Origin of the sequence: Alterotamlana spongicola, from assembly GCF_035818475.1 — a bacterium.
GTDB lineage: Bacteria > Bacteroidota > Bacteroidia > Flavobacteriales > Flavobacteriaceae > Cognatitamlana.
In genome coordinates this window covers 199,917-214,781 of record NZ_JAYMGV010000003.1, presented here as the reverse complement: position 1 = coordinate 214,781, position 14,865 = coordinate 199,917, and the positions used below count along the sequence as shown (strand labels likewise).

The following is a 14,865-nucleotide window of genomic DNA, read 5'->3' as shown; positions in this document are numbered from 1 at the left end:
AACTATTCTAAATGGATATATCTGTAGTTATACCACTACTTAACGAACAAGAATCTTTAACCGAATTACATGATTGGATTGCTAAAGTTATGCAATCCAATCATTTTTCATATGAAATCCTTTTTATTGATGACGGTAGCACTGACCATTCCTGGGATGTTATATCTAAATTATCAACCAACAACAATAATGTAAAAGGCATCAGGTTTTTTAAAAACTTTGGAAAATCTCAGGCACTTCATGCTGGTTTTGCTCAGGCAAAAGGCGATGTTGTTATTACCATGGATGCTGATTTACAAGACAATCCGGACGAAATACCGGAACTTTATTCTATGATTAAATCTGATGGGTTTGATCTGGTTTCCGGGTGGAAAAAGAAACGCTATGATTCTGTTATCTCTAAAAATTTACCTTCAAAATTATTTAACTGGGCAGCAAGAAAAACTTCCGGTGTCAAATTGAATGATTTCAATTGCGGACTAAAAGCTTACAATCTTGAAGTTGTAAAGCATATAGATGTTAACGGAGAAATGCATCGCTATATTCCTGTATTATCCAAGAATGCCGGTTTTACAAAAATTGGCGAAAAAGTGGTACAACATCAAGCCAGGAAATATGGAGAAACTAAGTTTGGAATGGATCGGTTTATTCATGGGTTTCTGGACCTGATCACTATTTGGTTTTTATCTCGCTTTGGCAGGCGTCCAATGCATCTGTTTGGTGCTTTAGGATTCATCATGTTTACCATAGGTTTCTCTTTTGCAATTTATTTGGGAGCTGATAAACTTTTCTTAAATCCAGGAGGTCGGTTAATAACACAACGCCCTCAATTCTATATTGCACTTTCTACAATGATCATTGGCTCTCAGTTTTTTATTGCCGGATTTTTGGGAGAAATTATCCTGAGAAATAAACAGGACAAAAAACGATATCTGGTCAAAGATAAACTGAATTTAGATTAAAATTTAAATGCCCGACTAAAACGTTTGAGCTTATTTCATTCGTTTGCAGTATAAAAAAAAGTCCATATAATTAGCTAATTGCTTACTTTTGCATTGAAGATATTAATAAGATTATGATATACATTGAGCCAAAAATTTTAGATAGAATAAATTCGTGGTTAACACCTGTTTTTGATGAGGAAACTCAAGCTACCATTAAAGACAGTATAGCAAATAACCCAAAAGACATTCAAGAGAGCTTTTATAAAGATTTAGAATTTGGTACCGGAGGGATGCGTGGTATTATGGGAGTTGGTACCAATAGAATTAATAAATATACTCTTGGTAAAAGTACTCAGGGACTAAGTGATTATTTACACCAATCATTCCCGGATGAAACACCAAAAGCTGTTATTGCCTATGATTGCAGACATAATAGTAAAACCTTAGCAAAGGTTGTTGCTGATGTTTTTTCTGCTAATGGTATTGAAGTTTATCTATTTGAAGATTTGCGTCCTACTCCTGAATTATCTTTTGCCGTAAAGCATTTGAACTGTCATTGTGGAATTGTGTTAACAGCTTCACACAACCCTCCTGAATATAACGGCTATAAAGTATATTGGCAAGACGGTGGACAATTAGTTCCTCCACATGACAACGGTGTAATAAATGTTATTAATGCTGTTGATTATGCAAATATTAAATTTGAAGCTAATGAGGGTTTGATCCATTATATAGGAAAAGATATAGATGATGTATTCATTAATGCTTCAGTTACTAATGGGTGTGTAGGTGCTACACAAGAGGCAAAAGACAATCTAAACATCGTTTTTACATCACTTCACGGAACTTCAATTACTGCAGTTCCGGAAACCTTAAAACGTGCCGGATATAAAAATGTTCATATAGTAAAAGAACAGGAAGCTCCTGATGGTGATTTTCCTACTGTAGAATCACCAAACCCGGAAGAACCTGCTGCGCTTAAAATGGCTTTGGAACTAGCTGACAAAGTTAATGCTGATATTGTTATAGGTACTGATCCGGATTGTGATAGATTAGGAGTTGCGGTTAGAAATTCTGAAAATAAGCTACAATTACTTAACGGAAACCAGACCATGGTTATGATGACTGATTTCTTGTTAAAAAAGTGGAAGTCCGAAGGTAAAATAAAAGGTAGCGAATTTATTGCCACAACCATAGTTTCTACTCCTATGCTTAACAAACTTGCTGCATCATATAATGTAGACAACAAAGTTGTTTTAACAGGGTTTAAATGGATTGCTAAACTTATCAAAGACTATAACGAATTAGATTTTATTGGAGGAGGTGAAGAGAGCTTTGGGTATATGGTAGGCGATTTTGTAAGAGACAAAGATGCGGTAACCTCAACTTTATTGGCTTGTGAAATTGCTGCAATTGCAAAATCTGAAGGCAGCTCATTTTATGAAGAGCTTATAAAACTTTATGCTGAGCACGGCTGCTATAAGGAAAAATTGATTTCTTTGACCAAAAAAGGTATTGAAGGGGCTCAAGAAATAAAGCAAATGATGATTGACGCTCGTGAAAATCCGCTTAAAACCGTAAACGGTTCCAAAGTAGTAAAGATTGAAGATTATGATTTATCGGTAGCAAAAAACATGGTTACCGGAGAAGAAATACCCATTGATATTCCAAAGTCTAACGTTATTATTTATTATATTGAAGATGGAAGCAAGGTAGCATTAAGACCCAGCGGTACAGAACCAAAGATAAAATTCTATGTAACTGTAAATACACCCTTAAATTCAATAAGTGACTTTAAAAACACCGAAGCACAACTTGATGAAAAGGCTGAAGCTATTTTAAAAGATATGAACCTGGTTTAATGAATAATCACTTTTTTAACATTTTAAGGTACGCCAAACCTTATAAAAGATACGCTATAGGACACATTATTTCTAATGTGTTCTTTGCTTTATTTGGGGCTTTGTCTTTTGTAGCATTAATTCCTATGTTGGATATATTATTCAAACCAAAAGCAGCTAGTGCAGCGCCCATAACTAAACCCATTTATGAGGGCATTTCAAATTTAAAGGATTACGGAAAAGACTATTTGGAATACCAGGTTAGCCTCTATGCTGAAAATGATCCGCAAAAAGCCCTATTACTTGTTGTAGGCTTAATTATTTCCCTGTTTTTATTAAAAAACATATTTGGATATTTAGCTAATTATTTTATGGTTTTCTTAAGAAATGGAGTGGTTAAAGATTTGAGAAATGCTGTTTATAAAAAAACCATTGAACTCCCGTTATCCTTTTTTTCCGAACAAAAAAAGGGCGATATTATTTCAAGGGTTACCAATGATGTTAGCACGTTACAATACTCTATGTTACCTGTTCTGGAATTGATTGCCAGAGAACCCTTAATGATTATTTTTACCATTGTGATGATGCTTATTATTAGTACTAAGCTCACACTTTTTGTTTTTGTTTTTATTCCGCTATCCGGAATTATCATCTCCAAAATTGGTAAAAGTTTAAAAAGAAAATCTGAAAGAGTTCAACAAGAACAAGGCACTATACTTTCTATTTTAGAAGAAACACTAACCGGATTAAGGATTATAAAAGGTTTTAATGCTGAAGAAAAATTTAAAGATAAGTTTAAAGAATCCGCTAATCGCTCTTACCATTTTTCTAATAAACTGCTAAACCGCCAAAACCTGGCTTCGCCAACCAGTGAGTTTATGGGAATTTTAGTGATTTCAATTTTGCTTTGGTATGGTGGGCAATTAGTATTAGTTGACCAGTCTCTTGACGGTGCTTCTTTTATTGCCTATATGGGGCTGGCTTATAACATCATGGTTCCTGCAAAAGCTATATCCAGAGGGCTTTATAACATTAAACAAGGTAATGCTGCAGCAGAGCGTATTCAAGAAATAGTTGATGCCGAAAATTTATTAAAAGATAAAGACAATGCTATTTCAAAAGAAGGTTTTGATTCTAAAATAGAATTCAAAAATATTTATTTTAAATATGAAAATGATTATGTCCTAAAAGATTTTTCTCTTACCATTCCAAAAGGAAAAACAGTGGCCCTTGTAGGGCAGTCAGGTAGTGGAAAATCTACTATAGCAAACCTAATCACTCGTTTTTATGATGTTAATGAAGGCGAAATACTTATTGATGGCATTAATATTAAAGAGCTTTCTACCAGTTCCCTTAGAAAGCAACTTGGTATAGTAACACAAGACGCCATTCTGTTTAATGACAGTATAAAGAACAACCTGAAATTAGGTAATGATAAGGCCGGAGATGAAGAAATAATTGAAGCATTGAAAATAGCCAATGCCTGGGAGTTTGTAAAAGAGCTTCCAAAAGGTATAGAAACCAATATAGGTGATTCCGGAAATAAACTTTCCGGTGGTCAAAAACAACGTTTAAGCATTGCACGCGCTGTACTTAAAAGCCCCCCAATCATGGTTTTAGATGAAGCGACCTCTGCATTAGATACTGAAAGTGAACGTCTTGTTCAGATCGCTTTAGAAAACATGATGAAAAACAGAACGTCTATAGTCATTGCCCATAGACTTTCAACTATTCAAAATGCTGATGAAATTGTAGTATTGAACCATGGAGAAATAGTTGAACGAGGTAAGCATAAAGAACTTCTGACAAAAAAAGGAGTTTATCAAAAACTTGTGGAAATGCAGAGTTTTGAATAAAATCAAAAGCTTATACATATAAAAAAGGATAGAGATTTGGGTTTCTATCCTTTTTTTAGTTGATGTTAGACTTGGGGACGACTAACATTTTAAGTAGGTTTCTGATACAAACATATAACATAAAAATCGTTTTGACAAGAAAAAAATGCATTTTATCGTATTTATTTACCTTTAGTCGATTTTAATTATTTTAAAACACTAGATGTCAGCTTTTTACAAAAACTCTAATTCACTCTAAACTATTCGCTTAAACTTTTACTATATTTATTAGTCTAAATCTAAATTATTGTTTGTGATAGACGAAGCGCAACTATTAGAACAATTAAAATCCAAAGATCAAAGAGAACATGCTTTTAAGGTGCTATTAACACTTTATAAGGAGCGCTTGTATTGGCATATTCGTAATATAGTTAAATCTCATGACGATACTGATGATGTGTTACAAAACACCTTTATCAAAATTCATAAAAACATTAATAACTTTAAAGGAGACAGTAAGTTATTTTCTTGGATGTATAGAATAGCGACTAATGAATCTATTACATTTATTAATAAAAAAGCAAAAAGGTTACAGGTTACAAACGAAGAAGTTCAACAATTAGCAATAAATAATTTAACTTCTGATGTCTATTTTGAAGGCAATGCTATTCAATTAAAATTACAACAGGCTATAGCAACATTACCGGAAAAACAACAATTGGTTTTTAATATGAAATATTTTGAAGATATTAAGTATAAAGATATGTCTGAAATATTAAATACCTCAGAAGGTGCTTTAAAAGCCTCATACCATATTGCAATAAAAAAAATAGAAGCCTATTTAACTAATAATTAAACCTTTGAAAATTATTTTAGTCAAATAAGTATTAAAAAAGGATGAAGATGAAAAATATAAAATTAAATGATATAAAGTCCACAGGTTTTAATTTACCTGATGGTTATCTTGAATCTTTTGATGACAAATTACTAAATAAATTAGAGGGCAAAACTCAACTTGAAAGTATAAATTCAGGATTTAAAACCCCGGAGGGTTATTTTAAAACTGTTGAAGAAACTATTATAAATAAAGTATCGATAAACCAGAAAACCAAGGTAATATCATTAGTTAACAAAAAAACTGTGATTTATATTTCAAGCATTGCTGCAGCTGTTTTATTATTATTTAACCTTTCTATTTTTGAAAAACAACCTTCTTTTAATAACTTAGATACAGAATCGGTTGAAAACTATTTAATAGATGAAAACATGAGTTCTTATGAAATTGCATCATTATTAACTGATGAGCAACTTAATGACGAAGATTTTATAGAGCATAGTTTAGAAGAAGAGAACATTGAAGAATATTTAATAGAACATGCAGATATTGAAACGCTGATGCTTGAATAAAAAAATTTGAAAATGAAAAAACTACTCCCCTTAATGCTATTATTATTTTTCACATTGAATAGTATTGCCCAAAAAAACAGGGAACGAATAAAAGCCCTGAAAATATCATTTATAACTGAAGCATTAGATTTATCTGAAAAAGAGGCTCAGCAATTTTGGCCTATTTATAATGAATATGAAAAGGAAGTTTCAAAGATCAGATACAAAGAAATAAGGGCTATTCGCAAAGAAACCAGAGACAATATGAATACGCTAAGTGATGCTAAAGCCAAAGAATTGATGGATAGGCTTAATAGCGCTGAAAACAGATTGCATCAATTAAAAATGGATTTTCACAACAAACTTCCACAAGTTATTTCAACAAAAAAAACAGTACTCTTAAAGGTTGTAGAAGAAGATTTTAAAAAGAAAATGTTTGAAGAGTACAAAAGAAAAAACCATAGAAGTGGAGGCCATAAAGGGGGCTAATATCTTTCTCTTTATTCTTCTCTAAATGTTAGCTTAGCTATTCTACCTTTGCCTGCCGCATAAGCCACAGAATCATTTAAAAACCGAATGGTATAAAACCCTTCATCACTTAAAGGCTTCCAAGAACTCCCTGAATTATTACTATAATCTATACCTTTAAACCCAACAGCTATTAATTTTTCCCCTTCACTATTGGGAATAAACTGTATACAGCTCCTGTACCCTGGAGATTCGTTTTGAGCAACTAACTCCCAGGTTTTCCCGCCATCAGTTGTTCTCATTTTATTTGCAGCATTATCATCTGGCCTGGTATAATCACCACCAATAGCAAATCCGTTATATTCATCATAAAAATCAATGGAGTATATGCCTGTGGTTGCTTTACCCTGAACTATTGGAGTGTCAAAAACCTCCCAGGTTTTACCTTTGTCCGGAGAATATAGAACTCTACTGGCCTTCCCCCCTGTTGCTACCCATGTATGGTGTCCAACAATAGCAATATTAGTATCACTGGCGGCAAATGCCGCTTCTCCTTCTAAAGCCTTTGGCAATACATCACATGATAGTTTATTCCAGGTATTCCCGCCATCCCTGGTAATAATAATACTCATACAATCATCAGTTGGGTCACCAATAGCTATTCCTTCCTGGTCATTCCAAAAATCCATAGAATCATAAAATACTTTGGAATGGTTTTCCTGATAAACCAATGCTTTATGATTATTAAAAATTAATGCCGGGTTACTAACACTTAAAGCATAGAAATTAGAAGAAGAAAATGCTATTGACCTAAATTGGATGTCTAATGAATCATATTTTTGCTGCCCTATTACCCGTTCACCAGACCTTAAATCCACTTTACCAATGGTGTTATTATTGGCTGCAAAGCATAACACCTCGTTATTATATAATGCTATAGCTCTGATACTAAGGAAAGAGTCTTCCAAAATATTTTCAATTTCCACGGTATGTATCTCCTTTGATCTAACCCTTTTCCCTTTTCCGCATGAAAAGAAAAAGGGGATAAAAAGTAACAAAAGCCAAAATGTCTTCATAAACTTAAATTTTCATAAAAATAAAAAAGCCTCGTGAAACAATCACGAAGCTTTAATAAAAAAACATCAATCAAATTAGGTCTCTTTTCTTAAAATACCTATATGCCTTTTTAATCGTTCTATATCAATTTCCAAGGTACCGTTATAAACGCCTCGTATATATCCTTTTTTATCAACTAGCACCAGATTTTCAGTATGTATAAAGTCACTTTCATCCTGTGTCTTTGTAAAATCTTCATCTGCAAAATATCCATGACGTGCTATATGATAGAGTTGGTCCTTATCTCCAGTAACCAAGTTCCATTTTTCATCTAAAACACGATGCTTTACAGCATATTCTTTTAATAGCGGAACTGAATCTTTCCAGGGCATTACCGTATGTGATAGCAGTAAAATATCGTTGTCGTTCTTATAGGCTTCTTGAATAACCCCCATATTCTTAGTAAGTTTTGGGCAAATACCAGGGCAACTGGTAAAAAAGAAATCGGCTACATAAATTTTACCTTCATAAGTTTTAGTATTAGTCTCCATTCCATTTTGATTGGTAAAAGAAAACTCGGGAATTTTATGCCTGGGAGTATTCCATTCCGGAGTAAAATCAGCAGAATTAAAATAAGGTAATTTTGTAACCTCTGAGGGTTTATCTGCCTTAGATTTGCAAGACATCAGAGCAAACACCAAAAGAAGTAAAAAACTCACCCCTAATTTTAACAGATCTCTCAGGGAAGCTTTGAGAAAACCCCAAATTCCTTGATAAAATTCAAGTTTCGAATAATACTGTTTTTTAGTTAACTTCATCAGAATTCACAGTTACGGTATAACATTTCTTTAATCCAATCAAACCAAAACGCTCCTGGTTTACAACTTCATAATTGGCCTTTATAGTTCCATCAACCTTCCATAGGCGTTGACGCCCAACTTCTTTTCCTGAAACATAATTAAAATCTCTAAACAATTGCCCGGTTTTATACCATTCTCTTACCCTTCCCTCATATTCGCCTTTTTCATTAAAATGATATTCAAATTTAAGTGTTTTATCCCTCCACCATCCTTTATGAATACCGGATTTAAAACCATTTTTATAATATCGTTCTTCTCTTAATGACGCATCAGTATGCCATTGCTTTTCATAACCATGCTTCCTCCCGTCTATATATTGAACATCAGACTTTAAAACTCCATTTTTATAATAAGACAAAATATTCCCGTTAAAAATAGCTTCATTAAAAAACATAACGCCGTTGACTAGCTTTAATCGCTCATCAGTATTAACCAGTTCATGCTCTATCACAGGTTTACAGGCATAACAAAAACCAACTAAAAGGATTATATATTTAAAGTTTTTAGTCATCAGTTACTTATATTTCCGGGCGTCCCAAAATAGCCGTTCCCATTTATATAAGGATCATCAGCAGTAATGTGATAATGATATATGCCTTCAGGAAAATCAGGGGTAACTGTAGTGTGCCCATGATAGGCATCCAAATCTGATGAGGTAATAATTTCGCCGTCTTCCAATGGACCATAAACCGGAAAACCATCAGCCAATAAGCCCAAAAAAGCATCTTCACCAAATTGCTGTGTTAAATATGTGGGTTCAATATGATAATGATATTGTCCGATACGCTGAGGGTGCCCCAACCATTGATCAAAGGAATCAATTTCATTGGTTAATGGCTGGTCAGGGCCTGCATATTGATTATAAAATACAACACCATTTCTAGAAATTCCAATAGGCCCTAATCCGGTAGCTTGCTTATTAGCTGCTTCAGACGGGTTTAAACTAATAGTAAATACAATATTTTGCTCACTGATCTCATTAGGGTTTTGATTCCAATTTGGATTGGTCCCATTATATGCCTCATAAAGCGGGTTACTTACCGGCCAATACGGACTGGAATGATCAGGTAGATCTTTAGTTGTAAAAGTTACAGTATTCGCATTAACGGCATAAGACAAGCCGGTTCCTTCAAATTTTGATAAAATACTGCTAATATCATAATCAGTGACCTCGGGAACTGTAGTTTCCTCGTCTTCAATAACTGAGTTGTCATCACTATTTTCACATCCAATACCTGTAAATACTACCATTGGTAAAAGGCCAAATATAAGTAGTACTTTTTTTAAAAACTTTTTCATACAATTTCTTTTTTTTTACTTTTTCACACCAACTGTTACCTGCTCCTTAAGCACATCATTGTTCCCGCAACAGAACACACATACAATAAAAATATTCAAAATAATTATCGCAACTATAGCAACAGTTAGGATAACCATTAATTTCTTTCGTTTAACTTCCATAGGTGTTTGATTTTAATATTTAGATGACTCTCAAACAAAAAACTTGTGCTCTGGAATAAAATTTTATTCATTTTTAAGAACACCCGCATTCCACTCAGGTGTTTTTTGCTAAACGCTTCATCATTCTTTCGTATCCATTCATTAAAACCGTTCACCCATCCTGGGTGGTCTTTTCTTTCCTCTTCTTTGTTGTGCACCTCTATGAGAACCACGTTGTTCATCATGTAATACCTCTCCCATTAAACAACGACTTACATATGGAAATTCATAAGTAACCAGGTACATGTACTTCCCATTAATAGTAATTCCATTACATTCATCTAAATCTCCAGCCCCTTCAATATATTCAAAGTCTGAAGTATAAGTGCCATCATGATGTCCGCCTACTGAAATATCACGAACCCGCCTTCTGGTCTCATAAATACAATCTTCCCCTTCCCTGGTACCATCTATTAATTTATAACTAGACTTATAAGCACCGCTTTTTGAATAATACATTGGAAATCCATCATGAGCAAACCCAATATGTACTAAATCCGCTCCGGTATCAAAATTTTCAATAACCGATGTAGGTGAACCGTGATAATGATATGCTCCTGTAGGCTGCACATGGGCGTTATTAAAATCTAACCCCAAATTAATTTCATCCGGAAATGCTTCAACACGATAATTTTCACCGGTGTCACATTCAACAACCTCAGCTGTTCCCGGTTCAAACTTCACACCATTTAAAGCCACCCCCGGTTCTCTAACCCATTTAGGTTTACCGGTATACTTTGGATTTACCGGAAATGAATAGGTTCTGTTTTGAGCTGAAATGGTATTGGGATTCCCTTTACCCGGAAATTGGCCCGTCTTGTGGTTTGGCAATGCGTTAGTGATCATAGTACGTATGTCTCCCTCTATAATAACGACTGTATTGGTACCAAAATTAGTGTCTTTTAAGGCATAGGCACCAAAATAGTTGTTATGGCTATGCAAACTATCATTAGCATGACTATGGCTATGCTGTACAATAGTTTTGTTAGTATTGCAGCTCATACACATTATAATTATTGTAACTACTAAATATTTCATATGGTCTAATTTTAAGCGTATATGATTTTATCATATTGTTATGTGTTTTTAGATGCACTTGTCGCCCAAAACTTGTGATACTTTTTGTTAAAAAAGTAAAAAAAAGAGGCGCTCTAAAATTGAGCGCCTCAAAAACATTATCCCTTTTAATGTTTTGGTTGGGGCCTATGGCCTTCTCTGTTTTTTAGTGGTGGCGGTGGCCTGTGTCCGTCATGTCTTTCGTGCGGAGGCCTTTGTTCTCTTATTCCTTTACGAAGCGCATCTTTAACTATGTCATTAAACTTTTCCTTTTGCTTCTCATTACACAACTCCTGAATGTGCCTAAAATGATTAAAGGTTTCTAAATCTTTTTCTTTTTCCTTTTTTCCAATTAAAGTAGTGATAGAATCAATTACAAATTCGTTATCCGTAACATCAGACAATCCATTAAACAAAGCATCTTTCAGTTCTCTAATATCCTCAGATATACTTCTCATTCTATGATGATGTTTTTGGTTTATACCTCTAAACTCCTCTAACTGCGATGCACTAAACCCAAGTTCTTTAACCAGGAAATCTCCGGGTGGCTGAGGGCCTTTTGACCTATTGTTACCATTCCCTAAATAGTTGTACAGAAAAAAAACATTAACTATCACCAGAAAAATGAGCAGAATATATAAGAGTGAATGCTTTTTCATAACTATTTTAATAAAGAAGTTTCGCTGCCTGACAAACCATAGGACTGCGCAAACTCGCTTACATTATCATCATAAGTGGAGTTTTGTAGCCTGGTAAATGCAATGATATTTAAAATTACAACACATACCAGTGTGGCCAATTGCAATTTAGGTGTAAACCAAGACCAGGCTGTTTGTTGTTCTTCCCGCTCAGAGAATAAGCGTTGCATAGTTTTATCCTTAAAAAAAGGCGATACATTAACCTGTTCAATACGTTCCAAAGCTTTGAACGTATCATCAATTCTATCGTATACATTACTATTTGATTCCATACTAGATATTTTAGATGCAATATGTTTTAAAAACTTGCGTTATTTCTCGTTTTTTTATTTTTATTTTCTTAGCGTTAAAATATAATACACTTTTTATGTGCGTTTTCCCCATTACTATCATACTCAACTGTTTATTTCATTTTTATAAAAATGCTCCAAAAGCTTTTGTAAATTTTTCTTAGCCCTGAACATTAAAGATTCTACAGAAGACACGCTCTTTTCAGTAATCTCACTGATATCCTGATAGCTTTTACCATCCACTTTATGTAGTGTGAAAACTACTCTTTGAGATTCTGGTAATTGATTAATCGCATAAAACAGTGTTTCACTTTGCTCTTTGTTCTCAAGAATAATTCCCGGGTGATTAACCTCCGTGAAATAACTGGTTTTATCAACCGGAATGTCATGTCCCATAATAGATTGTAAAAAAGCAAATCGTTTTTTGGTGTTACGCTTTCTAATAAATTCCAAACATTTATTAGTCGTAATTCTGTAAATCCAGGTAGACAGTTTAGAGTTTCCTTTAAACTTATTAATAGAATTAAACACCTCCACAAATACTTCCTGAGCAATATCCTCGGCGTCTTCCTTATTGGGCACAAATGAGATACAGGTAGCAAACACTTTCTGCTGAAAATCGTCCAGAAGCTTTCCATACGCATTGGCGTTATGGGTCCTCAATCCTGCTATAAATTCATTTTCCGTCAAATACGTAAATTAAACTTGTACAAGTTTAGATGATTAAAAAAACAAAAACTTGTGCTTTAAAAAATATTTTTTATTTGGGCGTTCCCTATCGGTCAGGCTTTCCGCTTTAAATCCTCGCTCCTACCTCGCTGTGGGTTTTCCGCTGCAATCCTTAACGCAACCATCAGCTTGGGCCGGAGCTCAACTTCAAAATAAATCCATACTGGTAAATGCACGGTAATTTAAAGAATAAAAAACAACAATAGCAAAAAATAGTTCTAACACCATAAACTAAATCACAATTAAACAATTTAAACGTACCTTTGCACCCTCAATAAATCATCATGCGATTACACCGAAACCTTTGCTTTGCCGTAATAGACGGATTAACACAAGTCTTCAACGAAGAACAATACGCCGATAAAGTCATTCAACAATTATTAAAGCGCGATAAACGTTGGGGAGCTCGTGACCGTGGCTTCGTAGCTGAAACCACATACGATATTGTACGTTGGAAACGCCTGTATGCAGAAATTGCAGAAGTAAAAGCGCCCTACAATCGTGATAACTTATGGCGTATGTTTGCGGTTTGGGCAACGCTCAAAGGTATAAAGCTACCCGACTGGAAATATTTTGAAGGTACACCTACCCGAAAAATAAAAGGCCGGTTTGATGAACTCTCAAAAATCAGAACCTTTAGAGAATCTATTCCGGATTGGATTGATGAAATTGGTTTAAAAGAATTGGGAGAAAGCAAATGGACTAAAGAAATAGCCATGCAAAACCAGCAGGCAGATGTGATTTTAAGAGTCAACACCCTAAAAACAACCAAAGAGAAATTGCAAAACATTCTTTTTGACTTAGACATAGAAACCGAATTCATCAAAGGCTATCCATCTGCATTAAAACTTACAAAACGGGCCAATGTATTTGTCACAGAGGCCTTTAAAAATGGATTATTTGAAGTACAGGATGCCTCCTCACAATTAGTTGCTGATTTTCTGGATGTAAAACCGGGTATGAAAGTTGTAGATACCTGTGCCGGTGCTGGTGGAAAAACATTGCATATCGCATCTCTGATGCAAAATAAAGGGCAAATAGTTGCCATGGACATCTACGAAAGCAAGCTTAAAAAACTTAAGATTAGAGCCAGGCGTAACGGTGTTCATAATGTAGATTTAAAAGTTATTGATTCTACCAAACCTATTAAAAAATTACACAATAAAGCAGACCGTGTCTTAATTGATGCACCCTGTTCCGGTTTAGGTGTGTTACGTAGAAACCCGGATGCCAAATGGAAACTAGAGCCGGAATTTATAGACCGTATAAGAGTCACCCAGCAAGAGGTATTACAACAATACTCTAAAATGGTAAAATCTGGCGGCAAATTGGTGTATGCCACTTGTTCTGTGTTGCCGTCTGAAAATCAAAACCAAGTACAGGCTTTTTTAAAGTCAGAATCAGGAGCAGAGTTTACGTTTGTAAAAGACAAAAAAGTATTGGCTCACGAGTCTGGTTATGATGGGTTTTATATGGCGCTTTTAGAACGCAAAGCTTAAACCCTATTACTATGTCATTCTGAGTAGACTCTCGAAAACTTTCGAGATTACGTAAGAATCTCACAATTAATTTTTACTTTTATAAGAGCACCTGAAACGGCATTCAGACCGTGCTCAATATAACAATTCAGGTTGGCAAAAGCATGCCTATATATGAAACCAAAAAACATTGTATTCCTAGGAAAAAGTATTGACAACTATATAGCCGGAAAAAATGGTGAACTGGATTGGTTAGACATGATTCCAAATCCGGACCAGCTAGACATGGGGTATAATAACCTTATGAATGAGGTTGAGGCTATTGTGATGGGGCGAACTTCGTTTGAAACTGTTTTGGGTTTTGATATGGAGTGGCCGTATAAAAAACAGGTGTTTGTTTTAAGTAGGTCTTTAAAAACCGTTCCAAAAAATCTTGAAGATAAGGTTACTTTAATTCAAGGTGATGAAAACAAGGTTTTAGACACCATTCACAAAAAAGGATTTAACAACCTATATATTGATGGCGGTAAAGTGGTCCAGAATTTTTTAAAACAAGATTTAATTGATGAATTATGCTTAACCACCATTCCTATTGTTTTAGGTGATGGTATTCCGCTATTTGATGTGTTACCTAAGTCATTAGAGTTTGAGCATATTAAAACAGAGGTGTTTTATAATCAGATCGTGCAGAGTTGTTATAAACGAAAGAGATTATAAACTGTGA

The 14,865-nt window shown here is 34.4% G+C and carries 16 protein-coding genes; 8 read left to right on the top strand and 8 right to left on the bottom strand.

The annotated features are described in order from the left end of the window. The first annotated feature begins 11 nt into the window (after positions 1-11). The 6 genes from VOI54_RS15080 to VOI54_RS15055 all read left to right on the top strand — a co-directional run bounded on the left by VOI54_RS15080 (position 12) and on the right by VOI54_RS15055 (position 6,495). Complete coding sequence (locus VOI54_RS15080; RefSeq protein ID WP_326283842.1) at positions 12-962, top strand: glycosyltransferase family 2 protein; 951 nt, start codon at positions 12-14, stop codon at positions 960-962. 113 nt (positions 963-1,075) lie between these two features. After that, positions 1,076-2,806: a phospho-sugar mutase gene (locus VOI54_RS15075; protein ID WP_326283840.1), complete on the top strand. Its 1,731-nt coding sequence runs from the start codon at positions 1,076-1,078 to the stop codon at positions 2,804-2,806. Continuing rightward, positions 2,806-4,641 carry an ABC transporter ATP-binding protein gene (locus VOI54_RS15070; RefSeq protein WP_326283838.1) on the top strand — a complete coding sequence of 612 codons (1,836 nt, stop codon included), beginning with the start codon at positions 2,806-2,808 and terminating at the stop codon, positions 4,639-4,641. The genes VOI54_RS15075 and VOI54_RS15070 overlap by 1 nt, the downstream gene beginning before the upstream one ends. Before the next feature lie 292 nt (positions 4,642-4,933). Continuing rightward, positions 4,934-5,476 carry an RNA polymerase sigma factor gene (locus VOI54_RS15065; RefSeq protein WP_326283836.1) on the top strand — a complete coding sequence of 181 codons (543 nt, stop codon included), beginning with the start codon at positions 4,934-4,936 and terminating at the stop codon, positions 5,474-5,476. Positions 5,477-5,523: 47 nt separating this feature from the next. Then, positions 5,524-6,027, top strand: coding sequence for a hypothetical protein (locus VOI54_RS15060; RefSeq protein WP_326283834.1), 504 nt, complete (start codon positions 5,524-5,526; stop codon positions 6,025-6,027). Between the two features lie 12 nt (positions 6,028-6,039). Continuing rightward, positions 6,040-6,495, top strand: a complete 456-nt coding sequence (locus tag VOI54_RS15055) for a hypothetical protein (RefSeq protein WP_326283832.1) — start codon at positions 6,040-6,042, stop codon at positions 6,493-6,495. Positions 6,496-6,506: 11 nt separating this feature from the next. Here VOI54_RS15055 and VOI54_RS15050 read toward each other — a convergent pair whose 3' ends face one another. The 8 genes from VOI54_RS15050 to VOI54_RS15015 form a co-directional block, all read right to left on the bottom strand. Then, positions 6,507-7,550: a WD40/YVTN/BNR-like repeat-containing protein gene (locus VOI54_RS15050; RefSeq protein WP_326283830.1), complete on the bottom strand. Its 1,044-nt coding sequence runs from the start codon at positions 7,548-7,550 to the stop codon at positions 6,507-6,509. Positions 7,551-7,625: 75 nt separating this feature from the next. Then, on the bottom strand, positions 7,626-8,348 hold the full coding sequence (locus VOI54_RS15045; RefSeq protein WP_326283828.1) for an SCO family protein: 723 nt from the start codon (positions 8,346-8,348) through the stop codon (positions 7,626-7,628). Next, entirely contained in the window at positions 8,335-8,901 is a 567-nt protein-coding gene (locus tag VOI54_RS15040; protein ID WP_326283826.1) for a toxin-antitoxin system YwqK family antitoxin, read from the bottom strand. Before VOI54_RS15040 ends, VOI54_RS15045 begins: the two co-directional genes overlap by 14 nt. Further along, positions 8,901-9,689, bottom strand: coding sequence for a YHYH protein (locus VOI54_RS15035; protein ID WP_326283824.1), 789 nt, complete (start codon positions 9,687-9,689; stop codon positions 8,901-8,903). The genes VOI54_RS15040 and VOI54_RS15035 overlap by 1 nt, the downstream gene beginning before the upstream one ends. 303 nt (positions 9,690-9,992) lie before the next feature. After that, positions 9,993-10,928: a YHYH protein gene (locus VOI54_RS15030; RefSeq protein WP_326283822.1), complete on the bottom strand. Its 936-nt coding sequence runs from the start codon at positions 10,926-10,928 to the stop codon at positions 9,993-9,995. Positions 10,929-11,074: 146 nt separating this feature from the next. After that, positions 11,075-11,605, bottom strand: a complete 531-nt coding sequence (locus VOI54_RS15025; protein ID WP_326283820.1) for a Spy/CpxP family protein refolding chaperone — start codon at positions 11,603-11,605, stop codon at positions 11,075-11,077. 2 nt (positions 11,606-11,607) lie between these two features. After that, positions 11,608-11,916: a hypothetical protein gene (locus VOI54_RS15020; RefSeq protein ID WP_326283818.1), complete on the bottom strand. Its 309-nt coding sequence runs from the start codon at positions 11,914-11,916 to the stop codon at positions 11,608-11,610. 123 nt (positions 11,917-12,039) lie between these two features. Continuing rightward, a complete protein-coding gene (locus tag VOI54_RS15015) occupies positions 12,040-12,624 on the bottom strand; it encodes an RNA polymerase sigma factor (protein WP_326283816.1) in 585 nt (194 codons plus the stop codon). 323 nt (positions 12,625-12,947) lie between these two features. Here VOI54_RS15015 and VOI54_RS15010 point away from each other — a divergent pair, with 323 nt between their 5' ends. Further along, on the top strand, positions 12,948-14,162 hold the full coding sequence (locus VOI54_RS15010) for an RsmB/NOP family class I SAM-dependent RNA methyltransferase (RefSeq protein ID WP_326283814.1): 1,215 nt from the start codon (positions 12,948-12,950) through the stop codon (positions 14,160-14,162). A 153-nt stretch (positions 14,163-14,315) separates the two neighbouring features. After that, on the top strand, positions 14,316-14,858 hold the full coding sequence (locus VOI54_RS15005) for a dihydrofolate reductase family protein (RefSeq protein WP_326283812.1): 543 nt from the start codon (positions 14,316-14,318) through the stop codon (positions 14,856-14,858). The last annotated feature ends 7 nt before the right edge of the window (positions 14,859-14,865 follow it).